Annotated in this window: 18 protein-coding genes; all 18 read left to right on the top strand. The window is 51.5% G+C overall.

All coding sequences use genetic code 11. The features are described 5' to 3' along the window. The first annotated feature begins 354 nt into the window (after nucleotides 1-354). Nucleotides 355-1,536 (top strand): thiamine pyrophosphate-dependent dehydrogenase E1 component subunit alpha, encoded by a 1,182-nt coding sequence (locus ATY27_RS15395; RefSeq protein WP_208931503.1) that lies wholly within the window; start codon nucleotides 355-357, stop codon nucleotides 1,534-1,536. After that, nucleotides 1,536-2,513: a transketolase C-terminal domain-containing protein gene (locus tag ATY27_RS15390; protein WP_208931502.1), complete on the top strand. Its 978-nt coding sequence runs from the start codon at nucleotides 1,536-1,538 to the stop codon at nucleotides 2,511-2,513. Before ATY27_RS15395 ends, ATY27_RS15390 begins: the two co-directional genes overlap by 1 nt. A 13-nt stretch (nucleotides 2,514-2,526) precedes the next feature. Then, complete coding sequence (locus tag ATY27_RS15385; RefSeq protein WP_208931501.1) at nucleotides 2,527-4,101, top strand: dihydrolipoyllysine-residue acetyltransferase; 1,575 nt, start codon at nucleotides 2,527-2,529, stop codon at nucleotides 4,099-4,101. 91 nt (nucleotides 4,102-4,192) lie between these two features. Continuing rightward, nucleotides 4,193-6,022: a protein kinase gene (locus ATY27_RS15380; RefSeq protein ID WP_244151328.1), complete on the top strand. Its 1,830-nt coding sequence runs from the start codon at nucleotides 4,193-4,195 to the stop codon at nucleotides 6,020-6,022. A 138-nt stretch (nucleotides 6,023-6,160) separates the two neighbouring features. Then, a complete protein-coding gene (locus ATY27_RS15375; protein WP_208931500.1) occupies nucleotides 6,161-7,048 on the top strand; it encodes a GGDEF domain-containing protein in 888 nt (295 codons plus the stop codon). Nucleotides 7,049-7,151: 103 nt separating this feature from the next. Continuing rightward, the gene (locus ATY27_RS15370; protein ID WP_208931499.1) at nucleotides 7,152-8,990 is read left to right on the top strand and encodes a M1 family metallopeptidase; all 1,839 of its coding nucleotides are present in this window, start codon (nucleotides 7,152-7,154) and stop codon (nucleotides 8,988-8,990) included. Between the two features lie 84 nt (nucleotides 8,991-9,074). Further along, complete coding sequence (locus ATY27_RS15365; RefSeq protein ID WP_208931498.1) at nucleotides 9,075-9,737, top strand: SIMPL domain-containing protein; 663 nt, start codon at nucleotides 9,075-9,077, stop codon at nucleotides 9,735-9,737. 81 nt (nucleotides 9,738-9,818) lie between these two features. Then, nucleotides 9,819-10,292: a GAF domain-containing protein gene (locus ATY27_RS15360; protein ID WP_208931497.1), complete on the top strand. Its 474-nt coding sequence runs from the start codon at nucleotides 9,819-9,821 to the stop codon at nucleotides 10,290-10,292. Further along, entirely contained in the window at nucleotides 10,289-10,636 is a 348-nt protein-coding gene (locus ATY27_RS15355) for a hypothetical protein (protein WP_208931496.1), read from the top strand. Before ATY27_RS15360 ends, ATY27_RS15355 begins: the two co-directional genes overlap by 4 nt. A gap of 3 nt (nucleotides 10,637-10,639) precedes the next feature. After that, nucleotides 10,640-11,371, top strand: a complete 732-nt coding sequence (gene proQ, locus ATY27_RS15350; RefSeq protein WP_208931495.1) for an RNA chaperone ProQ — start codon at nucleotides 10,640-10,642, stop codon at nucleotides 11,369-11,371. A gap of 15 nt (nucleotides 11,372-11,386) precedes the next feature. Continuing rightward, on the top strand, nucleotides 11,387-13,411 hold the full coding sequence (gene prc, locus ATY27_RS15345; RefSeq protein ID WP_208931494.1) for a carboxy terminal-processing peptidase: 2,025 nt from the start codon (nucleotides 11,387-11,389) through the stop codon (nucleotides 13,409-13,411). Nucleotides 13,412-13,492: 81 nt separating this feature from the next. Next, nucleotides 13,493-14,872 (top strand): sodium-dependent transporter, encoded by a 1,380-nt coding sequence (locus ATY27_RS15340; protein WP_208931493.1) that lies wholly within the window; start codon nucleotides 13,493-13,495, stop codon nucleotides 14,870-14,872. 53 nt (nucleotides 14,873-14,925) lie between these two features. Next, entirely contained in the window at nucleotides 14,926-16,410 is a 1,485-nt protein-coding gene (gene nhaC, locus ATY27_RS15335; RefSeq protein WP_208931492.1) for a Na+/H+ antiporter NhaC, read from the top strand. A gap of 96 nt (nucleotides 16,411-16,506) precedes the next feature. Continuing rightward, nucleotides 16,507-19,071, top strand: coding sequence for an aminopeptidase N (gene pepN, locus ATY27_RS15330; RefSeq protein ID WP_208931491.1), 2,565 nt, complete (start codon nucleotides 16,507-16,509; stop codon nucleotides 19,069-19,071). Then, nucleotides 19,064-19,291, top strand: coding sequence for a DUF2835 family protein (locus ATY27_RS15325; protein WP_208931490.1), 228 nt, complete (start codon nucleotides 19,064-19,066; stop codon nucleotides 19,289-19,291). The genes pepN and ATY27_RS15325 overlap by 8 nt, the downstream gene beginning before the upstream one ends. A 316-nt stretch (nucleotides 19,292-19,607) precedes the next feature. Then, the gene (locus tag ATY27_RS15320; RefSeq protein WP_208931489.1) at nucleotides 19,608-21,746 is read left to right on the top strand and encodes a DUF1302 domain-containing protein; all 2,139 of its coding nucleotides are present in this window, start codon (nucleotides 19,608-19,610) and stop codon (nucleotides 21,744-21,746) included. Nucleotides 21,747-21,765: 19 nt separating this feature from the next. Beyond that, complete coding sequence (locus tag ATY27_RS15315; protein WP_208931488.1) at nucleotides 21,766-23,124, top strand: DUF1329 domain-containing protein; 1,359 nt, start codon at nucleotides 21,766-21,768, stop codon at nucleotides 23,122-23,124. 77 nt (nucleotides 23,125-23,201) lie between these two features. Then, nucleotides 23,202-24,224, top strand: coding sequence for a YCF48-related protein (locus ATY27_RS15310; protein WP_208931487.1), 1,023 nt, complete (start codon nucleotides 23,202-23,204; stop codon nucleotides 24,222-24,224). The last annotated feature ends 2 nt before the right edge of the window (nucleotides 24,225-24,226 follow it).

The raw sequence follows: 24,226 nt of genomic DNA, 5'->3' as shown, positions 1-24,226 counted from the left end.
CTTTCGCCGATGAAATGATTGATTTCGCCCCGCATTAGTTTTCCTTATCCGAGCGTACGGAAAAATTCACCGTAAAAAGCCGGGCTGTGCTACGTTTTACTGGCTGACGCGGTTGCAATGCAGTTTACGTAAAGGTAAAGTTTGCGCCGCTGGAACAAAATCATAACAGCGAAGCTGCAGCGGTTTGCTTGACGTCTACGTAAAGTAAAATAATCCGACGCGATGAACCGTCTGCAAAAATCCAGGGGAGAAGCTGACCTAAACAGCGACAGACTGTCGGTCAGATGGATTCAACATTAAGGTAAAGCCGGCAAACACCAAGGTCCGCGTTACCCGCATGACAAAGAGAGATCTATGACCAACCCGAACAATGCCACGATTTCGACTGTGCATCAGGCCGAATTCACCAGTGGCCACGCTTTGCAGATCCCTACACTGCGCATTTTACAGGACGACGGCACCCTCTACGAAGGCGCGACCGCACCTGAGCTTGACCAAGCGACCGCACTGAAAATGTACCAGACCATGACCTTTATCCGCGTGCTGGACGAACGGATGTTAGGGGCGCAGCGTCAGGGCCGCATCAGCTTTTATATGCAATGCCTCGGTGAAGAAGCCGCCACAGTCGGCAGTGCCGCAGCGCTCGATGATGCGGATATGATCATGGCGCAATACCGCGAACAAGGCGCACTGCGCTACCGTGGTTTCACGCTGGAACAGTTTATGAATCAGCTGTTTTCCAATGAAAAAGACCTCGGCAAAGGCCGGCAGATGCCGGTGCATTACGGCAGCAATGCCATTCATTACATGACAATTTCCAGCCCGCTTGGCACACAAATCCCACAAGCCGCTGGTTATGCTTATGCGCAAAAATTGCGCGGGCTTGCTAACGTCACTATCTGTTATTTCGGCGAAGGCGCAGCCTCCGAAGGCGACTTCCACGCCGGTCTGAATATGGCCGCCGTGCACAAAGCGCCGGTGCTGTTTTTCTGCCGCAACAACGGCTACGCCATCTCTACACCGGCCAACGAGCAGTTTAAAGGTGACGGCATCGCCTGTCGTGGTGTCGGTTATGGCATGAAAACCATCCGGGTCGACGGCGCTGATATTCTGGCGGTGTATCAGGCCACCAAAATGGCGCGTGAATATGCGCTCGCCAATAACGAGCCGGTGCTGCTGGAGTCAATTGCCTACCGTTTAGGCGCGCATTCTTCGTCGGATGACCCGAGTGGTTATCGCTCAAAAGAAGAAGAAGAGCTGTGGCGCAAAAACGACCCGGTTGCCCGGTTCCGTTTATTCCTGCTGCAAAAAGGCTGGCTGGATGATGAAGCCGACAAATCCGCTATCGAGCAGCTGCGTCACGACATCCTGGAAGCGCTAAAAGTGGCAGAAAAAGTGGCCAAACCTGGTATTGAGCATCTGATCAGCGATGTGTATGCCGAACCTATCCCTGAGCTGGAACGCCAGTTGGCGGAGCTTAAAGAGCACATCCGTAAATACCCGGATGCGTATCCAATCACGTCAGGGAGAATGTAATGGCGAAAATGAATATGTTACAGGCCATCAACAACGCGTTGGATTTAGCGATGGCCAAAGACGATGGCGTGGTGTGTTTTGGTGAAGACGTTGGCCATTTTGGCGGTGTATTCCGCGCCACCTCTAAACTGCAGGAAAAATACGGCAAAGCGCGTTGTTTTAACACGCCACTGACCGAGCAGGGCATCGCTGGTTTTGCCAATGGGATGGCGGCACAAGGCATGACGCCAGTCGCGGAAATTCAGTTTGCCGACTACATCTTTCCGGCCTTTGACCAGATCGTCAATGAAACAGCCAAGTTCCGTTACCGCTCCGGCAATGAATTTAACGTCGGTGGTCTGGTGTTCCGTACGCCATACGGCGGCGGCATCGCTGGCGGTCATTATCACAGCCAGTCACCGGAAGCTTATTTTGCCCATACGCCGGGTTTAAAAATCGTGGTGCCACGCAACCCGCATCAGGCCAAAGGTCTGTTATTGGCATCGATTAACTGCCCGGATCCGGTGATTTTCTTTGAACCGAAGAAGCTGTACCGCGCATCAGTCGGCGAAGTGCCGGAAGAGTACTACGAGCTGCCAATTGGCCAGGCCGAAGTGATGAAAACCGGCTCTCAGGTCACAGTGCTGGCCTGGGGCGCGCAAATGGAAATCGTCGAAAAAGCAGTCGAAATGGCTGAAGCTATTGGTATTTCCTGTGAACTGATTGACCTTCGCAGCATTCTGCCGTGGGACGTCGATACTGTCGCTGAATCAGTGAAAAAGACCGGCCGTCTGGTGATTAACCACGAAGCGCCGTTAACCGGTGGTTTTGCCGGTGAAATCGCGGCGACTATTCAGCAGCGCTGTTTCCTGCACCTGGAAAGCCCGATCCTGCGTGTTTGTGGTCTGGATACACCGTACCCGCTGGCGCTGGAAAAAGAATACGTGGCGGACCATTTAAAAACTTTTGAAGCGATTAAAGCTTCAGTCAATTTCTGAGCCGGAGTTATCGATGAAAAAAGATTTTATCCTGCCGGACATTGGTGAAGGCATCGTCGAATGTGAACTGGTCGACTGGCTGGTGAAAGAAGGCGATCGCATTGTTGAAGATCAGCCGATCTGCGATGTGATGACCGACAAAGCACTGGTACAAATTCCGGCGGTGTACAACGGCGTGGTCAGTAAACTGTATTACGCCAAAGGTGACATCGCTAAAGTTCATGCGCCTTTATTCGAAATGATCGTTGACGTGGTTGCCGGTGATGCACCGGTCACCGCAGCGCCGGTGGCTGCAGTGGCGGTCGGTGGCAAAGTGATCGAAGATTTTATTCTGCCGGACATCGGTGAAGGCATTGTTGAGTGTGAAGTGGTCGACTGGCTGGTGAAAGAAGGCGATATCATCGCTGAAGATCAGCCGGTCTGTGACGTGATGACCGACAAAGCCTTAGTGCAAATCCCGGCGAAACATCCGGGTAAAGTGGTGAAGCTGTATACCGCCAAAGGCCATATCGCCAAAGTGCATGCACCACTGTTTGCCATTGAGATGGACGCAGCCCTGGCATCAGGAAAGCCGTCATCAACACATCAGGCGCCATCAGTAACTCAGCCAAGCGCACCGGTAGCGAGCACAGCACCTGCAGCGACTGTCGCAGTTGCCAACAGTCTGCCGGCTGGCCACAAAGCGCTGGCAAGTCCAGCGGTACGTCGGCTGGCGCGCGAGCTGAGCGTGGATATTCACCGCGTGCCGGGCACAGGTCCAAAAGGCCGGGTGTTTAAAAATGACGTGCAGGCCTTTGTTTCCGGACCTGTTTCCGACACTGTTGCAGCACCGGTAGTACCGGTATGCGCCGCAGCGGTTGCTGCACCGGCCGCTGGCAGCAGCGGTCGCCGGGTTGAACCAATCAAAGGCATCAAAGCAGCGATGGCGCGGCAGATGGCCGAATCAGTCAGCACTATCCCGCATTTCACTTATTGCGAAGAGATTGATTTGACTGACCTTATCGCGCTGCGGTTAAGCCTGAAAGACAATCTGGCGAAACAAGGCGTGAAGCTGACCATGATGCCGTTTTTCATGAAAGCGATGTCGCTGGCGTTAAACGAATTCCCGATCTTAAACAGCCAGGTCAATGCAGATTGCACCGCGCTGACTTATTTTGACGAGCACAATATCGGCATCGCTGTTGATTCTAAAGTCGGTCTGCTGGTGCCAAATGTCAAAGATTGCCAGCGGAAATCGATCGTGGAAATTGCTCAGGACTTAACCCGTTTGACTGATTTAGCCCGCGAAGGCCGTGTCAGCCCAGCCGATTTAAAAGGTGGCACTATCACCATCTCCAATATCGGCGCTATTGGTGGCACTGTTGCGACGCCAATAATCAACAAACCCGAAGTGGCAATTGTGGCATTAGGCAAAGTGCAGCAACTGCCGCGCTTTGATGCCAAAGGCCATGTGGTGGCGCGGTCCATCATGCAGGTCAGCTGGTCTGGCGATCACCGGGTGATTGACGGTGGCACGATCGCACGCTTTACCAATCTGTGGAAAAAGTACCTGGAAGAGCCATCAGCGATGCTGGTCGCTATGCGCTGAAAGGGCGCTGAAAGAGGCGCTAAAGAACGCGCTAACGCTATCTAACGGCGTGAAAACCTGTTAAAAAAGCCCCATACGGGGCTTTTTTGTTATGACGATGTACAAACACCAATTACGTAACTTTTATATTCCGGAAGAGCAGTCGATTTATCTGCTCAATGCCAATGACGCGAAGAAACTCAAAGATTGGGTCGCGTTGTGTATGGATGAGCTGCGCAAATTAGGTTATCGCGACATCGAACTGGTCGGCAAAGGAGCTTATGGCTTTGCTTTTGCCGGGCTGGATAAAGCCGGCGAGCAATGTGTGTTTAAGTTCTCCCGTATTAATCTGCCGCAACATATCCAGGAGCGGTTGGCCGACGAAGCTTATATGCTGTCGCAAATTCAGCACCCGAATGTACCGCGTTACATCACCTATCAGCTGGTGAAAAAACAAGGCATTCTGATGATGGGCCGCGCCCGTGGTATCGACCTTGAACAATACAGCCTGCGCCATGGCCGGTTGCCAGTCCGACTGATTATTAATATCGCCGCTCAGCTCGCCAGTTTACTCAAAGTACTGCGCAGTCATCAAAAAGACGGAGAGGCCTGCCCAATAGTGCATGGCGATATCAAACCATCCAATTTGGTGTATGACGAAAGCACTGGCCAAATCAGTCTGGTCGATTGGGGCAGTTCGGTGTTTGCCCAGACCGACGAGCAGGGTACTTACCTCAGCAACAATGTGATGGCGCTGATGTCTGCCGACTTGCAGAATTCCAATGCCCGGCTCGGGGATGTGTATTTTATTGGCGCCGAACAACGTGCCGGCGCCTTATCCAGCCCACGGTTTGATGAGCAGGGCGTGGCCGGAACCTTATATGCGCTGGCGTCTGGCCAGGGTTGTCGTTTTGGCCGCAAAGCGATCCCGGCGCGCAGTCTGGGTCTGCCGAATGAATTTGCCACCATGCTGGACAGTCTGCTGGCGGACGACCCGGGTTTACGCGCGCAGGCCGGTGATTATTTCGTCAAAGCGATGCCCCGGCTGGCCCATCTGGTGTTGCCGGACCTGACATTATTTGATGACAGCCCGCAGCTGCCGTTTGGCATCAATACGCAAAGCCGTGAACTGGATACTGTGGTGTATTCGTCGCGTAAATCATTTTTGCGTGAGCACAGTGAAGAAGACGGTATTCAGTACGTCGATGACGTGCAGCTGGAGCGTTATTATAAAAACTATCTCGAAGGCATGGGAGAAACTGAAAAAGCCTTTGTGGCGGCGGTGAGCCGGCTCGGCCGTTACCCGGTTGTGGGCGGCCTGGCAATTCACTGGCAAGCGCAAGGTGTGTACATTGACTGCCATTTTCATTTGTATCAGCAGGCGCTGACCGATGCTTTTACGCTGGCGCTGAATAACGTCGTCGCGCTGGCGCGTGCTATCGCCAAAGTCGGCACTTTTAAAGCCTGTTTGTTTGATGCGCGCCAGACCATCCACCTGGCGCGGGAACACGCAGAACACGCCTTTACGGTGCCGGCCGGTTTACATATCCCTTATGAAGTCAAAGCCGTCAGCAATGCCGAACTCAGCAGCAAACAGCATTCATATTTTGAAGACGGCAAAGATCCGGATGAACAGTTGGTTCTGCCAGATGCCATTATGGACGACCTGGCGCAGCTGAATCTTATTCGCCACACCGGTTGTATTATTTTCGAAGTCACCGCGTTTTACATGAAAATACACAGTTATTTTCACTTGCTCGATGCCGATGCCGAAGTGCAGTTCGCCCGGTTGCTGGCAAATATTGTCAGTAAAATCCCCTTGATCCGCGGCGATGGCGTCGGTGGCTTTATGAAGTTACCGCAGAAGGCCACCCGTAAGTTCAGTCATCAGCTGGTTGTACCTACCTGCGTCTATCCGGCCAATCCTTATGGTCCGAGATAGCCGGCTGCAGCAGGATAGAGCGCCAGTAACGTCGAATGGTGCGTCTGGTCGGTATATCAGCGAATGTTGAAATAAACGGCAGTGTTGCTGGCGTTTTGCTATGGTTTTATCAGCCATAAACGGACAGAAGGCAGGATTGTGGACAAAGCACACTGGCAGCAGCAAATCGATATTTTGCAGGCGATCGCCGATCATTCTGGCGCTGTGATTGGTGCAAAAGATTTGGCCGGGCATTATCTGTATGTCAATCAGCAGTACAGTCGCTTATTCAGCCGACCGGTACAGGATTTTATCGGCAAGACCGATGCGGAGCTGTTTAGCGCTGAAACGGCGCAGCAATTTCGCCGTGCCGACCAACTGGCCCAGCAATCAACGGTCGCGATCAGCGTTGAAGAGCGCGTTGAAGTGGACGGCGTCGCGCTTGAGTTTCTATCGTTGAAATTTCCTATTCGCGACCAACAAGGCCAGCTGTTTGCAACCGGGCTGGTGGCTGCCGATATCAGCAAATTAAAAGAGTTACAACGCCAGCTGCAAAGCCTGGCCGACCATGATCCACTGACTCAGTGCTACAACCGCCGCCGCATTCTGGAAATTGCCGAAGTCCATTTAAAAAAAGCTCGTCGTTACCAGCAGGATTTCAGCATTTTGTTGTTTGATTTGGACCATTTTAAGCACATCAATGATGTCTACGGCCACGCCATTGGCGATCAGGTGCTGGTCGGTTTTGCTGAGCGGGTGCAATCTGAGTTGCGAAAGCCTGACGATTTTGGCCGCATCGGTGGCGAGGAGTTTATCGCGCTGTTACCGGATACCAACGCGCATTCGGCGCTGGCGCTGGCGGAACGGATCCGACTGAAGATTGCCGACTGGCAGTTTGCACCGTTGCGGGGTACACGATTGACCACTTGTATTGGCATCGCTGAGTTTTCGCTACAGTTACAACGGATGGACGAGTTATCTGCCGCCGCGGATCACGCTTTGTATCAGGCCAAAGCGCAAGGGCGTAACTGTGTGCGGATGTATTAAAGCGACCGTCGCTTATTTGAACTGATGATAAAAGCAGGTAACATAACCGCAGAATAGTGAACCGCAGAACTCGCCATACCGAGTCGCATAAATGAGTCGTTGCATGGTCAGAGTGTTGTGTTGGCTGGGTCTGTTAAGTTGGTTTTTACCGGTATTGGCCGCGACAGTGGCGCCAGATCCGCATAGTTTTGCTAATTTCCAGCAAGTCCGGACCCGTCATCTGGTGTTAGATTTGGCGGTTGATTTTACCCGCCAGAAGCTGACCGGTTATGCCGAACATCAGCTGGAACGACTGGACCCGGCAGTCAACCGTCTGGTGCTGGACAGCCGGCATCTGAAGATCACCACTGTGACGTTCAGCAACGATGGCGTGCACTGGCAAAAAGCAGCGTATCTACTCGGCATTGAAGATGCACTGAAAGGTCAGCCACTGACTATTCAACTGGAAACCGGCACCAAGGCAGTGCGGGTGTATTATCAGACGACACCACAAGCCAGCGGGTTGCAGTGGCTGACGGCAGACCAAACCAGCGAAAAAAAGCAGCCGTTCTTATTTTCCCAATCACAAGCTATCCATGCACGCAGCTGGATCCCGCTGCAGGATACGCCAGCCAACCGCATCACCTATCAGGCCCACATCAAAACGCCGGCGGATTTATTGGCCGTGATGAGCGCGGATAACAGTGCCAATACCAGCAGAAACGGCGATTATCACTTTGACATGCCCCAACCATTGCCGTCCTATCTGATTGCATTGGCTGTGGGAGATTTGCATTTTAAAGCGATGTCCGCCGATACCGGTGTCTACGCTGAGAAACTCTGGCTGGGCCGTGCGACGGCGGAATTCTCTGATACGCAAAAGATGATGGATGCCGCGAATCAGCTGTTTGGTAAATATCCATGGAAGCGCTACGACTTGCTGGTACTGCCGTCGAGTTTTCCGTTTGGTGGTATGGAGAATCCACGGCTGTCATTTGTCACACCGACCATCATCACCGGAGACAAGAGTCTGATCAGTCTGGTTGCGCATGAACTGGCGCATTCCTGGAGCGGAAATTTAGTCACTAATGCCAGCTGGAATGATGTCTGGCTTAACGAAGGTTTCACCAATTACGTTGAAAACCGCATTATGCAGAAGGTATACGGTCAGCAACGCGCAGATATGGAGTTACTGCTCAATGTCCGTGCATTGCGCAATTTACTGACGCATCAGGCGCCGGCAGATTCACGATTGCAGGCTGATTACACAGGGCGGGATCCGGACGAAGCCTTTCAACAAATTCCTTATGTCAAAGGACAGTTGCTACTGCTGGCTTTGGCGCAACATTTTGGCCAGGCCCAGTTTGATCAATTTCTACGTGATTATTTTGCTCATTTTGCCTTTCAGTCAATCCAGACTGAGTCTTTTGTGCGCTATTTTCAGCTGAAACTGAATAATAAACAGAGCTTTAGCGACCAGGCACTGCAACGCTGGCTGACGGCACCAGGTTTACCGGACGAACTGACTTTGCCGGCATCGGATGCGTTTGCCCGCGTCAGTGCGGCGCAGCAACATTGGCTGGCAGGACAGACCGGCTTGCGCTTATTACCGACCGCACCATGGTCCGTGCATGAATGGCTGCATTTTATTGACTTGTTGCCGCGTGATTTAACTGTGCAACAGCTGAACGAACTGGACATGGCATTTTCATTGTCGCAAAGCGGCAATGCTGAAGTATTTACGGCGTGGGCAAAATTAGTGATCCCACTGAACTATCAACCGATTATTCAACCACTGCGCCAGTTCCTTTTATCGGTAGGTCGGCAGAAGTTTATTATTCCACTATACAGCGAACTGAAAGCCAATCCGCAGTGGCGTAGTTGGGCCCGTCAGGTCTATCGCGAAGCAAGGCCCGGTTACCATCCGTTGGCGCAACAGCAGCTGGACAAATTGGCGCTTTGACATTTAGTCACAGTCTGGCGCCGCAGCGCACTGCTATGCTGGCGCTTGTCCGGTAATAGACCAAGACATAACAGGAGTTTATTGATGAAACTAAGTCAGATGTTGGTGTTGTGCGCGGCACTTGGTCAGCCTGTGTATGCAGCTGAAGCAGATTTTGTCCAGGTCAATGGCAGCGGCGCCGTCGCTGTGACGCCCACGCAGGCGCGGCTGACGCTGGTATTTTCGGCACAACAGGCAGATGTGGCCGCCGGCAAACAAATGGTGGATGCGCAAAGTGCTGCTTTTGCCGCGTTGCTGAGCAAACATCAGATTAAGGCCAGTGATGTGAACAATGCGCCGTTGGTGGTGTATCCGGAACAACGGGAACAGAAACTCGACCAGTTCCGGATTGAACGCAGTACCACAGTGCTGATCCGTGATTTGAAGTTATATCCGGTATTGTTGGAAGCTGCAGCAAAGTTAGGCGTCAGTCAGATCCAACCGGTAGAGCTGCAAACGGCAGACAGCGAACAGTATTACACCGAAGCGCTACAGCAGGCATTTCAGGCGGCCAAGGCCAAAGCACTGCAATTGGCCGCACTGAGTGGCCGCAAACTGGGCAAGGTCAATCAGCTGCATGAGCAGTCCAGTGCACCGGGTCCCAGATTCAAAGGGATGATGATGGCGGCGGATTCAATGCCGGTCAGTTTTGGTCAGCAACAGATCCGTGCTGACGTGCAGGTACAGTTTGAACTGATAAATCCCTGAGAAATGTTCTGCCTAAAGGTTTAATTTTGCGGACAAACCAAGTATGGTAGGGGCCTTGAGTTAATAACCCGTCCAGACCTGATGTTTGCTGAAAAACTAGCCTTTTATGACACGCTCACAGCTCAATGTGTAGCTTTAATCTCCGACGAGACCGATTTTATCGCCAACCTCGCCAATATCAGCGCCTTATTATTTATGGAAATGCCGGACCTGAACTGGGCCGGCTTTTATTTATTAAGACAACAGCAGTTGGTTTTAGGCCCATTTCAGGGCAAACCAGCTTGCGTGCGTATCGATATTGGCAAAGGGGTGTGCGGCACTGCAGTGTCTAGCGGCGAAGTACAGCTGGTGAAGGATGTGCATGAATTCCCGGGGCATATTGCCTGTGATGCGGCCAGTAATTCTGAGATTGTTTTTCCATTGCGCCTGCGCGGTGAGATCATCGGAGTCCTGGATATCGATAGCCCGTCGCTGGCCCGGTTTGATCAGCATGACCAGCTTGGCCTGGCGAAAATAGTGGCTGCTTTGGAGCAACGTTTGGAACAAACTTTATGAAAGACTGGTTGTCGGTCCAGGATTATCTTTACGATGTCCGGGATGTAGGTGACTGGGAAGGTGAAGAAGAACTGGTCGCCGACCGGATCAATACCATTTATCATGCGATCTGGCCGTTAATACCAGATGAAGCAGATGTTGCATTGATCGATCGGCTGATGCGGGATGTCTGGGATCAGCTGCGCGGAAGCGAAGTGATGGTCGAAGCAGACGAGGATGAACTGGTGGACTGGGCAGTGAACCACAGCCGGCAGTTTATAGAACAATATGGCGCGCCATCTGACGACGAAGATGAAGACGAAGATGACGACGCCGAAGATGTCATTGATGAAGAAGAGTATTAAACCATGACCAGTCAAGTCGAAGTCCAAGCCAAACCGCACAATGTTAAAGAAGTTGTGGCACTCCTGGCCGAACAATTTCCATTGTGTTTTAGTCTGACTGGTCCGGCAAAGCCGCTGAAAGTCGGTATCTTTCAGGATCTTGCGGAAAAACTGCAGGAAAACCCGCTGATTAGTAAAACCATGCTGCGCCAGGCGCTGCGCGTTTATACCAGCAGCTGGCGCTACCTCGAAGCTGTGAAAGAAGGCGTCTGCCGTGTTGATTTAGACGGTGTTGATGGTGCAGTGATCGATGCAGGACAGGCTGAACATGCTGCCGCCACGCTGAGCGAAAGCAAGGCCAAAGCACAGGAAGCGCGTAAAGCGCGTCAGGCCGCTGAGCGGGCCAAAGCCAAAGCTGCTGCCGTTGCAGCAGGGACTGCGGCTCCGGCCAAAGCACCAGGCGAAGGCAAACCGGCAAAACCTGCTTACAAAAAAACTGAGCGCAAATCTGACGGTCGGGTGGCGAAAGCCGCTAATCTGACATCAAAACCTGTCGCCGAACCGGTAAAAGCTCCGGTAGTTGAACTCAAAGCGATGGAAGAAGGTCAGTTAGTGGTAGGCGGTAAAGTGCTGGTTAAATTTGGTGCCAGCCCTATCGCCGCGACTGTCGTAGAGTTAGCTAAACAAGACGTTATTGTGCAGCTGGCTTCAGGCATGATTGTTAAAACCCAGCGTGGAAGTTTATTTCAGGCTTAACACAAAGAGTGTCCGATGAGAAAATTATCAGGTATTGCCGCAGGTTTGTTTTTGGCGTTTTGTGGCGCCACTATTGCTGCACCGGTCGCGGAGAAAGTCACGCTGCCGGAACTGTCTCAGCTTGATCAACATTTTACCGCCAGCAAGCGAATTGCGGCGATCCTGACCCGCGGTCATTACCTGCCGGTGCAGATTGACGACAAACTGTCGGCAAAAGTGTTTGATCAGTATCTGGACAGTCTGGATTATTTTCACAACGTGATGCTCAAATCGGACGTTGCAACGTTCGAGCAATACAAATTCCAGTTCGACGACGCCATTGCCAAAGGCCAGTTCGATTTTGCCTATCAGATGTTTAATCTGAGTCTGCAACGTCGGGCTGAACGCTTTGACTATGCTTTGTCGGTCCTCGACAAAGGCTTTGATTTCAATACGGAAGATGCTTACGAATTTGAGCGCGAAGATGCGCCATGGCCGGAAACTGCTGCGCAGTTGAATGAGCTGTGGCGGCAACGGGTCAAATTTGATGCATTAAATCTGAAACTTACCGGTAAAAAACCGGAAGAAATCAAAGACATTCTGACTAAACGTTACAAATCGGCAAAAAAACGTCTGGCGCAGACAGAAAGCGAAGACGTGTTCCAGCTGGTGATGAATGCTTATGCCCGCTCGATTGAGGCCCACACCTATTACTTGTCGCCACGCAACACAGACCGTTTCCAGCAGGAAATGAATCTGTCGCTGGAAGGCATTGGTGCGGTGTTACAGGCAGATGATGACTACACCGTGATCTCCAGTCTGGTACCGGGTGGCCCCGCCGATTTAACCAAGAAACTCAAACCGAAAGATAAAATCGTTGGTGTGGCGCAAGGCAATGACGAGTTTGTTGATATTGTCGGCTGGCGTCTTGATGACGTGGTTGATTTGATCAAAGGCCCCAAGGGCTCCAAAGTCCGGCTGCAGGTGATGGCTTCCAGTGACAGCGCCGGAGCTACACCACAACTGATTGAAATCGTCCGCGATAAAATCCGCTTGGAAGACCGTGCCGCTAAAGGCGAAGTGTTTAAATCGCAGTTGCATCAGAGCGATAAAAAAGTCGGAGTGATTAATATCCCGAGTTTTTATAACAATCTGACTGAAGATGTGCGCAAAGAGATCATCAAACTCAAAGCGGAAAAAATCGACGCGCTGGTCATAGATTTGCGCGGAAATGGCGGTGGCTCTTTACCTGAAGCCATTTCATTGAGCGGGTTGTTTTTTGACCGCGGCCCGGTGGTGCAAATCCGCGAAGGCAATGGCCGTATCACACAAAACGATGATACCGACGGTACTACTTTATATGATGGGACTTTGACGGTACTGGTAGACCGGTACAGTGCGTCTGCTTCAGAAATTTTTGCCGCGGCAATGCAGGATTATGGTCGCGCGCTAGTGGTTGGTGAACATACTTTTGGCAAAGGCACAGTGCAGCAACACCGTGGTCTTGGCCGGATTTACGACACTTTTGATGCTGAACTGGGCGGGCTGAATTATACCATCGCCAAGTTTTACCGCATCAATGGTGGCAGTACACAGCATAAAGGCGTAGTGCCGGATATTACCTATCCAACTCCAATCAATCCGGAAGAATGGGGCGAGAGCAAAGAAGACAATGCGTTGCCTTGGGATTCGATCGCACCAGCCAGTTATGCCAGCGTGCCGGATATCAAAGTTGCCTTGCCAATCCTGCAGGAAAAACATCAAAAACGTATTTCGGAAGAAGTTGAGTTCAAATACCTGAATGATGATATTGCCTTGTATAACAAGGAAAAAGATCTGAAAACAGTGTCCTTGAACGAAAAAGTCCGGCTGGCGAAAAAAGACAGCGACAGCAAGCGCGAACTGCAGCGGCTGAACGAACGGCTGGCACGGTTAAAACTACCGGCGGTAAAATCCGTGGATGATGCGCCGGAAGTGCTGGAGAAACTCGATCCGTTACTGGAAGAAACTGTGCTGATCACCGCTGATTTGGTGATGAGCAGCAAAATTGCCAAAAAATAACGCCACAGCGCATGTGACCATGAACAAAGGACTGCCTGCAGTCCTTTGTTTTTATCTGAGATCCTTCAATAAGAGAATGTTATGACGACTGCAAGTGCTGCCGTCCAGCCGCAATGGTCAAGCCGGCTGATGTTTATTATCGCCGCGACAGGCGCGGCTGTCGGCCTTGGCAATATCTGGAAGTTTCCGTACATCATGGGGCAAAACGGCGGCGGCGCCTTTATGCTGATGTATTTGCTGTGTATTTTGCTGATCGGTATTCCGGTGCTGATGGCCGAAGTGATGATCGGCCGGCGCGGCAGGCAAAGCCCGGGGTTGTCGGTCAAAGCGCTGGCAATTGAGGCAAAGGTTAATCCGCTGTGGCAGATTGCCGGCTGGATGGGACTGGTCGGCGGATTTTTAATTCTGTCATTTTATTCAGTGATCGCCGGCTGGGCTTTTGCTTATGTCAGCAAGGCGGCGCAAAACAGCTTTGCCGGCCAGAGTGCCAGCGACATCGGTGCGATGTTCGGGCAATTTTCTGCTGATTTACCCAGCTTGTTATTGTGGACCACAGTCGTCATTGTGCTGACTTGTGTCGTCGTCGCCCGCGGCGTGAAACAAGGGTTGGAGCAAGTGATCCGCTGGATGATGCCGGCTTTGTATCTGCTGTTGATTGGCCTTGCCATTTACGCCGGCCTGACCGGAGATTTTGCCAAAGCGGTACACTTTATGTTCGCACCGGATTTCAGCAAATTGTCGGTGTCCGGCATGTTGATCGCACTCGGCCACGCGTTTTTTACTTTAAGTCTGGCGTCCGGCGTGATGATTACGTATGGCGCTTACATGCCCGGTAAAGTGTCGATCGCCCGCACGTCCATCTGGATAGCGCTGGCAGATACATCAGTCGCGCTGATCGCAGCAATGGTGATTTATCCGATTGTATTTGCACACAATTTGGATGCCGGGCAAGGGCCAGGACTGATTTTTGTCACCTTGCCGGTCGCATTTGGCCAGATGCCGGGTGGCCAGCTGGTTGGTACGTTGTTTTTTGTCATGCTGGTATTAGCTGCTTTTACCTCAACCATTGCAATGATTGAATCTGTTGTCGCCTGGCTGACACAGGCCAAAGGTTTCAGCCGCTTACGCGCTTGTGTGTTATCCGGCCTGGTATTGTGGTGCTTAAGTCTGTTAACCGTCTTCAGCTTCAGTGGCGCCAGCTGGACCCGGTGGCAATTCCAATTTGTTGGCAAAGAAGTGCATAACCTGTTTGAAATCATCGACCATCTGACGTCAGACATCATGTTGCCGCTCGGCGGTCTCGCTGTGGCTATTTTTGCCGGCTGGAAAATGCAGCAGCACGCCAGCCGGGAAGAGTTGAATACATCGCCGGTTGCTTATAGTATCTGGCTGTTCTGTATCCGCTGGTTCACGCCAGTGGCGATCACCGCCGTGTTTCTGAATCTGACCGGTGTTCTCTGATAAAAAGAAAATCCCGCCTGACGGGACCAATAAAACAAAAAATAGAGCAATAAATGACAACATCAACAACCCCCAAAGCGCCCAGCATGCTGGACGCGCTGCTTCCGCTTGGCGCACTGATTTTCCTGCTGAGTTTATCTGTTTACCTGTACGGCAGTGATTCGTCTTTTGGTCCGAATCAAATGGCGTTGTTTGTCGCCGCCGCCATCGCCGTGTTGATCGGGCTGAAAAATGGTTTTGGCTGGGAAGAGATGGAACAGGCGATGATCCGCGGCATTGCTTTGTCACTCGGCGCAGTGCTGATTCTGTTTTCGGTTGGCGCACTGATCGGCACCTGGTTATTGTCCGGTACTGTCCCGGCGTTGATTTATTACGGCTTGCAGGTGTTAAATCCAAGCTGGTTCTACGCCGCCACTTGTGTGCTGTGCGCGATAGTTGCACTGGGCATTGGTAGTTCCTGGACCACTGCAGCCACAATCGGTGTAGCATTAATTGGCGTGGCGATGGGGCTGGGGCTATCCCCGGTGATCACGGCTGGTGCGATCGTTTCAGGTGCTTATTTTGGCGACAAATTGTCGCCACTTTCTGATACCACCAATCTCGCGCCGGCAGTTGCTGGTTCCGATCTGTTTTCCCACATCCGGCATATGTTATGGACGACCATTCCAAGTCTGGTGATGGCATTGCTGCTGTTTGTACTGATTGGTTTTAATGCTAATGGTGTTGCTAACGTTGAAAAGATTGAGCAGATCAGCCGTGATTTACAGCAACACTTTGATATCTCCGTGCTGCATTTATTGCCAATGGTCGTGTTATTGGTGATGGCAGTAAAAAAAGTCCCGGCCTTTCCAACAGTCTTTATCGGTGCATTACTTGGCGGTGTCTGGGCGGTCCTGTTTCAGCAACCGCTGATTGAGAAAATGGCTGACCATACTTATCCAACCGTGCTGGCCCAGTTAAAAGTGGTCTGGACCACCTTACATAGCGGATTTGTCATTGAAACCGGCAATGTCGAGCTGGACAAGCTGTTAAGCGGCGGTGGTATGGCAAAGATGATGAATACCGTTTGGTTGATTATGTCGGCGATGGTGTTTGGTTCTGTGCTGGAACACACCGGCTTGCTGCGGCGTTTTGTGCAGGCGATTTTACGCCGGGCGCACAGTACCGGTTCACTGATCACCAGTACTATTTTGACCTGTATCGCCACCAATATTCTGGCTGCGGATCAATATATGGCCATTGTGATGCCAGGCCGGATGTACAAAGAAGAATTTGAAAGACGTGGTCTGGCACCGGTGAACCTGTCGCGGACATTGGAAGACGGCGGGACTATTACCAGTGCGCTGATCCCGTGGAATACCTGCGGCGCCTATATGCATGGCGTGTTGGGTGTCAGCCCGCTGGATTATATGTTTTATGCGTTCTTTAATTTGATTAATCCGCTGCTGGCGATTGTATATGCTTACCTCGGGATCAAAATTCTGCGGCTAACCCCGCCAGAAACGCTGTTGCCTGTGGTGGACAGACCCACGGCCTGATCCAACAGCCTGCGACTTCGCAGGCTTTTTTATCTGTGGATATGCCGCAACTGCTTCATGTCTTTTGCGGTAAATTTTATTTTTCCGGAGTAGTTTATGACCGCTAATACCGCCAAAAATCGCCTTGATTATCAGAGCCCGGCTTATCTAATCAGCCAGACTGAACTTGAGTTTGAGTTGTCGCCGTCGGCAACGCGGGTCCTGGCGGTCAGCCAACTGCGCCGTGCCGCAGCAGGAGCCAGCAGTCTGTGGCTGGATGGACAGGATCTGCAACTGGTCTCGCTGACGGTGAATGGCCAGGACTGGACGGCACGCGAGCTGCGGCCGGACGGGATTTTACTTAAAGAATTACCTGAGCAGTTTGAACTTTGTATCCGCACTGAAATTGATCCGGCGGCAAATACCGCGCTGGAAGGGCTGTATCTGTCGAACGGGGCGTACTGCACCCAGTGTGAGGCCGAAGGCTTTCGCCGCATCACATTTTACCCGGACCGGCCTGATGTGATGGCGGTATTTACAACCCATATCATTGCCGATGCGACTTTGCCGTTCTTGTTATCCAACGGCAATCTGATCGCAAAGCATCAGCTGGCTGATGGCCGTGTGCGGGTTAGCTGGCACGACCCTTACCCAAAACCCTGCTATCTGTTTGCCCTGGTTGCCGGTGATTTTGATGAACTGACCGGTAGCTATGTCACCAAAAGCGGCCGTCACGTGGCGCTGAAGTTTTACGTCGATAAAGGCCAGCAACAACAGGCGCAGTTTGCGCTGGAATCGTTACAACGCGCGATGAAGTTTGATGAAGATGTGTATGGTCTGGAATACGACCTCGATATCTACATGGTCGTCGCAGTCGATTTCTTTAATATGGGCGCGATGGAAAACAAAGGCCTGAATGTGTTTAACAGCAAGTTCGTCCTCGCTGATGCACAGACCGCAACTGACACTGACTACTTTAATATCGAAAGTATCATCGCTCACGAATATTTCCATAACTGGACTGGTAACCGCGTGACTTGCCGCGACTGGTTCCAGCTCAGTTTAAAAGAAGGTCTGACGGTTTTTCGCGATCAGCAATTCAGTGCGGCGATGGGCTCGGCCACTTTGTGCCGGATTGACGCAATTAAAACGATCCGTACCGCGCAGTTTGCTGAAGATGCCGGCCCGATGGCGCATCCTATTCGCCCTGATGTGGTGGAAGAGATGAATAACTTTTACACCGTGACGGTGTACGACAAAGGCGCCGAAGTGATCCGCATGCAACATACGTTGTTGGGAGAAGCTGGTTTTCGCCGTGGCATGGATTTGTACTTTGCGCGTCATGACGGCCAGGCGGTCACCTGCGATGATTTTGTCCAGGCGATGCAGGATGCGAATCAGACCGATCTTACCGCGTTCAGACGCTGGTACAGCCAGTCCGGCACACCGGAGCTTAGTGCCGTGCTGGAAAATACTGCCGGTGGCGTGCGCTTGACGCTGCGCCAACAAACCCCTGCGACTACAGATCAGACCGAGAAACAGCCGCTATTATTGCCGCTACGGTATGAACTGCACGACGGCAAAGGCCAGGTGCAATCCGGTCTGCTGCAGTTTGCCAGTTCCGAACAATCCTTTGAATTTACTGGTCTGCAACTGCCGGTGATCCCGGTATTGCTGGCTGATTTCAGTGCGCCGGTGAAATTCAGTTACGCCTGGCAGACCGACGAACTGCTGTACCTGAGTCAACATGCACAGGATGGGGTGGCGCGCTGGGATGCGATGCAGCAACTGTGGTCTGATCTTGTGCGGCAATCGGTACGCGAAGGCAAGCTTGCGACTATTCCGTCAGGTCTGCTGGATGTGATACGGCAATTGATCCGATCACCGCTGGCTGATTTAGCTTTTAGCGCAGAGCTGTTGACCTTGCCGGGGTTTGATACGCTGGCTGAACAATACGACCAGATTCCGGTTGAGATGATCCTGCACGCGCTGGAGAGTTATCAGCAGCAGTTGGCGACGTTGTTTGCAGCCGACTGGCTGGACTTATACCAAGGTCTGGTGCCAGCACCTTATCAGTATTCAGAACTACAAACCGGATTGCGTGCACTGCGAAATACCGCACTGCGCTATTTACTGCGGGTCAAAGATACGCCGGATTTGCTGTGGCAACAGCAATATGCCGGTGCTGACAATATGACTGACAAACTGGCGGTGTTACAGGCTCTGGTCAGGGCTGCACATCCACAGACTCAGCACATGTTGCAGCAGTTTTACCAGCAGCACGGCCACAACGTGCAGTTGTTTGACAAACATTCAGTACTGGCTGCTTCACTTGCCACACCGCAAGTGTTTGCCTTGCTGGATCAGGCTGAGCAGCTCGAACAGTTTGACTGGAAAAATCCGAATCGGGTACGTGCACTCTATGCCGTGTTTGGTCAGCAGAACCCGACGATGTTTCATCAGGCGGACGGCGCCGGCTATCAGCGTCTGGCCAACGTAATTGGTAAAGCTGACGCGATCAATCCGCAGTTAGCGTCACGGCTGGTCACACCGTTGTTGTCTTTTAAACGCTTTGCACCGGCACGCGCAGCACTGATGCAACAAGCACTGACCCAGTTACAGCAGCAACAAGGTCTCAGCCCGGATTTGACAGAAAAACTGAATAAGGCGCTGCATGGCTGAACGGCGCTACCGTTTTCGCCTGCTGCTCAGTGCAGATCAGGTGTTGTCGTATTATCAGGGGCATGTCAAATCAGTGGTGGTGCAGGCCGACAGCGGCCTGCGTATCCAACTGGATTTAGTCCATTTCCGCCGCTTTTTTCAGCATTCAGGTCTGGATGGTCGTTTTGAGCTGTTAACCGATGCCAACGGTAAGTTTAAAGCACTGCATAAAATAAATTAGAGTGAATACTTTAAACGGCGGATTAAAACATGCGCAGGGTTTTTGTTGTTTTTAATGTTCTAATTCATGTAGTTAAGCGAATTCTCAGCAACTGGTCAGTCTTCAGTTAAACTGATAGGGAGAGGGATGTATTGTATGCAAGGCCATAACGACAAAAACTAAAGACAAATCAACAGATTTACCCATCTTATAGCCTTGCGCCCTCCGGCAAATGATGTAATTATTTCTGCTACGTGCGTAGAGATCAGAGCAGTTGATCAAAGCGACCGATTACAAAAACAAAATATACCTGCAGGGACAGGGGGGAGAAACGAACATGAACAAAAGGCCATTAGCCTTCACCAAAAAGCCATTGGTGCTTGGTGTCGCGTCTGCACTGTTAGCCTTGTCTGCAACGTCCATTCAGGCAGCCAGTTTCACACTGGGTGAGGATGTCGAAGTTGTATTTGACTCAACCTTTTCATATGGTGCCAGCTGGCGGGCAGAGGACCGTAACTGGGACACCATCAGTAAAGTCAACCATCCACGTTTTAACTGGACCGGCTACAACGCCGCGACCAACGTCATTTATCCATCGTCAGAGATTTGGGCCCAGCCAGGCGGCTACTCGTCCAATGGCGACGCCGGTAACCTGAATTACGACAAAGGCGATATTTTCTCTGAGTTGTTTAAAGGTACCCACGAATTATCAATCACCAAAGGCGACTTTGGTCTGTTTACCCGTTTTATGTATTTCTACGATGCTGCCCTGATGGACAATGAGGGCGCGTATAGTAATCCGGTGTCTGGCAAGCGCGTTGATCCGTGTCTTGATGACGACGCCCGTGATTTAGCTTGCCGTGATGTGCGTTTACTAGACGCTTATGTGTTCGCCAATTTCGCGCTGAATGATGGCGCGAATCCTTTGCAAATCCGTGTCGGCGAGCAGGTGCTGAGCTGGGGTGAAAGTACCCTGATCCAGCACGGTATCAACATCACGCCAATTGACGTCGGTATTGCCCGTCTGCCAGGCGCAGACTTAAAAGAAGCTTATATTCCGGTGGGTATGGCTTGGGCGTCTTTAGGTATTACCGAGCAATTATCTGCAGAAGTGTTTTACCAGTACGACTGGCAAAACAGCTATCTGCCAGTGCCAGGCACCTATTTCTCTACCAATGATTTTGCCGGCAAAGGCGGTTATAACCAGAATATTCAACTTGGTTTTGCCGGTAACCCGGATTTAGATCTAAGCACATTATTGGCCGGTCTGAATGGCATTGGTAATGGCGTGAAAGCGGCGATGGCTGTGTTGCAAAACCCGGCAGCAACTGCGGCGCAAAAGGCGCAGGCACAGACCAGCCTGGGCCAGCTGTCCAGCGCGTATCTGGCGTACCCAACCAAAGTCACGCTGCGGCCAAAAGGCGATGCCGGTGAAATTGAACCGAGCGATTCTGGCCAATACGGTCTTAAGCTGGAGTACTTCTCACCAGAGCTGAACGACACTGAGTTTGCTTTGTACCATATGAATTACCATAGCCGTACGCCGGTGATTTCAGGTATCGCGTCTGATTTCCGTACTGCAGCAATCCAGACTGACATTGCCTACCTGGCAGCGAATACGCTGACCGCTGACAATGTGGGTAACCTCAAAGCGATGTCTAAAGGTCTGATTGAATATCCTGAAGACATCAAGCTGTATGGTTTCAGCTTCAATACCACGCTGGAAGGTACTTCCATCGCCGGTGAGCTGGCCTATCGCCAGGATGAACCGCTGCAGATTGATGACGTAGAAATTCTGTACGCCGGTATGCCGGAGCAGCTGGCAAACGCCGGCATCCGTCCTGATTTAGCCGGTATTTCTCAGATTGGCCGCTTTGATGGCAAGAAAGTCCAGCCAGGTCAGTTTGCTCAGGGTTATGTACTGAGCGATACCATGCAGGCGCAGTTAACTGTTACTCATCTGTTTGGCCCGGTACTGAACACTGATAACTTCACGCTGTTGGCGGAAATTGGCGGTATCGATATCAAAGATATGCCGGACGAGGATGTGTTACGTCTGAATGGTCCAAACACTGATCGCAGCGGCTATCCGCTGATGGGCACCAATGCTCAGGGTGTGCTGATCCCGAAAACCGGTCTGCATACTGGCGTGTCAAATGGCGCAGAAACGAACCCGTTCCCAACCAAATCAGCCTGGGGTTATCGCCTGGTCGCTATCGCCAACTACAACAACGTGATGGCAGGTGTCAACCTGACGCAACGTCTGACCTTTTCACATGACGTCAACGGCATCACACCAGATCCGTTGTTTATGTTCTCTGAAGATAAAAAAGCGCTGAGTTATTCGCTGGCGTTTGATTACCTGAGCGCATGGTCAGCTGAATTGTCGTACAACGCGTTCTTTGATGGCGTAGGCACTACTAATAACACTGAAGACCGCGATTTCGTGTCTTTTAACATCAAATACTCTTTATAAGAAGGGACGAGACAGAATTATGAAAAAACTCACCCTGTTATCCAGCGCTATTGCGCTGGTCCTGAGCGCCGGCGCACTGGCTAAAGTCAGTCCTGATCAAGTTGCCCGTTTAGGCGCAGATTTAACTCCGCTGGGCGCGGAAAAAGCGGCCAACAAAGACGGATCTATTCCAGCATGGGAAGGCGGTATTACTGCTGCCCCAAGTGGCTATAAACCAGGCGACCATCACCCGGATCCATTCTCAGGTGATAAAGTTCTGTTTACTATCGATAAATCTAACCTGGCGAAGTACAAAGATACTTTGTCACCAGGCCAGCTGGCTTTGTTTGATTTGTATCCGACTTACAAAATGAATGTGTACCAGACCCGTCGTACTGCGTCGTACCCACAATATGTCTACGATGCAACAAAAGACATCGCCGGCAAAGCGGAGTTAGTGCAGGGCGGTAACGGTATTATTAATGCGGCCATTGGTATTCCATTCCCAATTCCGGCCAATGGCCTCGAAGCGATCTGGAACCACACGGTGCGTTACCGTGGCGTTGCTGCAACCCGTAACGGCGGCCAGGCTGCGCCTACGGCTACCGGTGACTACACGCTGATCGGGTTTGATGAACAAATCATGTTCAAATATTCTGACAAAGCAGCAACCGCTCAGGCATTACAAGCGGAAAACATTTTGTTCCGCTTTAAACAAAGTGTGACCACGCCGGCGCGTCTGGCAGGTACAGCGTTATTAGTGCATGAAACGATGGATCAGGTGAAAACGCCACGTCAGGCCTGGACTTACAACACTGGCCAACGTCGTGTACGTCGTGCGCCAAACGTGGCTTATGATGCACCAGGTACCGCATCTGATGGTCTGCGCACCACCGATGATTTTGATATGTTTAACGGCTCACCAGATCGCTACAACTGGAAGCTGGTTGGCAAAAAAGAACTGTATATCCCGTACAACAGCTACAAGCTGCACAGCAAAGATGCGAAGTACGCCGATATTTTAAAACCAGGCCACATCAATCCTGAATATGTGCGCTGGGAAAAACACCGCGTCTGGCAGGTTGAAGCGCAATTAAAAGACGGTATGCGCCATGTCTATGGCAAACGGGTGTTCTTTATTGACGAAGACAGCTGGCAAATCCATGTGGCTGACCTGTATGACGCGCGTGGTGAACTGTACCGCGTGGCTGTTGCGCATGGTCTGAACTACTATGAAGTGCCAACGCACTGGAGTACGCTGGAAGTCTATCATGACCTCAATTCACGCCGTTACATTGCTATCGGTCTGGATAACGAAGACAAGATGTATGATTTCTCAGTGAAATTATCTGATAACGACTTCACACCAGCCGCGCTGCGCCGTGAAGGGACCCGTTAAGTCAGTATGATCGGAAAAAGCGGTTGGCAGATTGCCAACCGTTTTTGTTTCAAACCGTACCTCGAGTAAACACTCTAATGAAGTTTAAATTTTTATCCGGCCTGAGTCTGATCTGTACATTATGGCCTGCACTGGCAGACACCAGTATCAAACCGCAAAGTGCGTATCTGCTGCCGCATGCCGAAAAATCAGTCCTGACTGATTTAGTGCGTGTGTCAGCAGATATGTTGGTTGCCGCCGGCGAACGCGGGCATATTTTATTAAGCAATGATGGTAAAAGCTGGCAGCAAAGCCCAACACCATTGCAGTCCAGCCTGAACTCAGTGTATTTCGTCAACCCAAGCCACGGCTGGGCGGTTGGCCATGATGCCAGCATTATCGCCAGCACAGATGGTGGTAAAAGCTGGCAATTACAGCAATTCCTGCCCGAGCTGGATAAGCCGTTATTTGATGTGTTTTTTACCGATGCGCAACAAGGTTTTGCTGTTGGCGCTTATGGCCTGTTTTACCGCACCAAAGATGGCGGTCAAAGCTGGCAACAGGAATTTCATGCTGAACTGGCAAACGCTGACGATCAGGCCATGTTAGCTGAGCTCAAAGACACAGACCCGGAAGGCTACCAGGCGGAACTGAGTTCTGTCCTGCCACATATTAACCGCGTGTTTGCCGGTAAAGACCGACTGGTGATGGTCGGTGAAGCCGGGTTCTGGGCTGTCAGCACTGATGGTGGCAACAGCTGGCAGCGCCAGCCCGAGTTTTATAACGGCTCGTTATTTTCGGTCAGTCAAAGCGTGCAGAATACCTTGTTTGCCGTTGGCCTGCGCGGCCACGCCTTTCGCAGCAGTGACAATGGTCAAAGCTGGCAACAAATTACGCTGACTTCACCAGCCACTTTAAATTCAGTAGTGGCGGCAGACGGTTTGGTTTGGTTGTTTGGTAACAGCGGCGTGATCTTTAAAAGCCAAGATGATGGCCAAAGTTTTCAGCTAGTCCCACAAACAGAAGGCAAAGCAGTGCTCAATGGCATCACCGTCGGTAAAGATTTGGTACTGGCGACAGAAGTGGGCATCAAGACAGTACAACAAGTGGTAAGCCAATAATT

The organism is Rheinheimera sp. F8 (assembly GCF_001518915.1).
This window is presented reverse-complemented; position numbering and strand designations above follow the sequence as displayed.

Coding starts and splice junctions, on each gene's coding strand:
- ATY27_RS15395 (WP_208931503.1), top strand. CDS start 355: ATGACCAACCCGAACAATGCCACGATTTCGACTGTGCATCAGGCCGAA.
- ATY27_RS15390 (WP_208931502.1), top strand. CDS start 1,536: ATGGCGAAAATGAATATGTTACAGGCCATCAACAACGCGTTGGATTTA.
- ATY27_RS15385 (WP_208931501.1), top strand. CDS start 2,527: ATGAAAAAAGATTTTATCCTGCCGGACATTGGTGAAGGCATCGTCGAA.
- ATY27_RS15380 (WP_244151328.1), top strand. CDS start 4,193: ATGACGATGTACAAACACCAATTACGTAACTTTTATATTCCGGAAGAG.
- ATY27_RS15370 (WP_208931499.1), top strand. CDS start 7,152: ATGGTCAGAGTGTTGTGTTGGCTGGGTCTGTTAAGTTGGTTTTTACCG.
- ATY27_RS15365 (WP_208931498.1), top strand. CDS start 9,075: ATGAAACTAAGTCAGATGTTGGTGTTGTGCGCGGCACTTGGTCAGCCT.
- ATY27_RS15360 (WP_208931497.1), top strand. CDS start 9,819: ATGTTTGCTGAAAAACTAGCCTTTTATGACACGCTCACAGCTCAATGT.
- ATY27_RS15355 (WP_208931496.1), top strand. CDS start 10,289: ATGAAAGACTGGTTGTCGGTCCAGGATTATCTTTACGATGTCCGGGAT.
- proQ (WP_208931495.1), top strand. CDS start 10,640: ATGACCAGTCAAGTCGAAGTCCAAGCCAAACCGCACAATGTTAAAGAA.
- prc (WP_208931494.1), top strand. CDS start 11,387: ATGAGAAAATTATCAGGTATTGCCGCAGGTTTGTTTTTGGCGTTTTGT.
- ATY27_RS15340 (WP_208931493.1), top strand. CDS start 13,493: ATGACGACTGCAAGTGCTGCCGTCCAGCCGCAATGGTCAAGCCGGCTG.
- nhaC (WP_208931492.1), top strand. CDS start 14,926: ATGACAACATCAACAACCCCCAAAGCGCCCAGCATGCTGGACGCGCTG.
- pepN (WP_208931491.1), top strand. CDS start 16,507: ATGACCGCTAATACCGCCAAAAATCGCCTTGATTATCAGAGCCCGGCT.
- ATY27_RS15325 (WP_208931490.1), top strand. CDS start 19,064: ATGGCTGAACGGCGCTACCGTTTTCGCCTGCTGCTCAGTGCAGATCAG.
- ATY27_RS15320 (WP_208931489.1), top strand. CDS start 19,608: ATGAACAAAAGGCCATTAGCCTTCACCAAAAAGCCATTGGTGCTTGGT.
- ATY27_RS15315 (WP_208931488.1), top strand. CDS start 21,766: ATGAAAAAACTCACCCTGTTATCCAGCGCTATTGCGCTGGTCCTGAGC.
- ATY27_RS15310 (WP_208931487.1), top strand. CDS start 23,202: ATGAAGTTTAAATTTTTATCCGGCCTGAGTCTGATCTGTACATTATGG.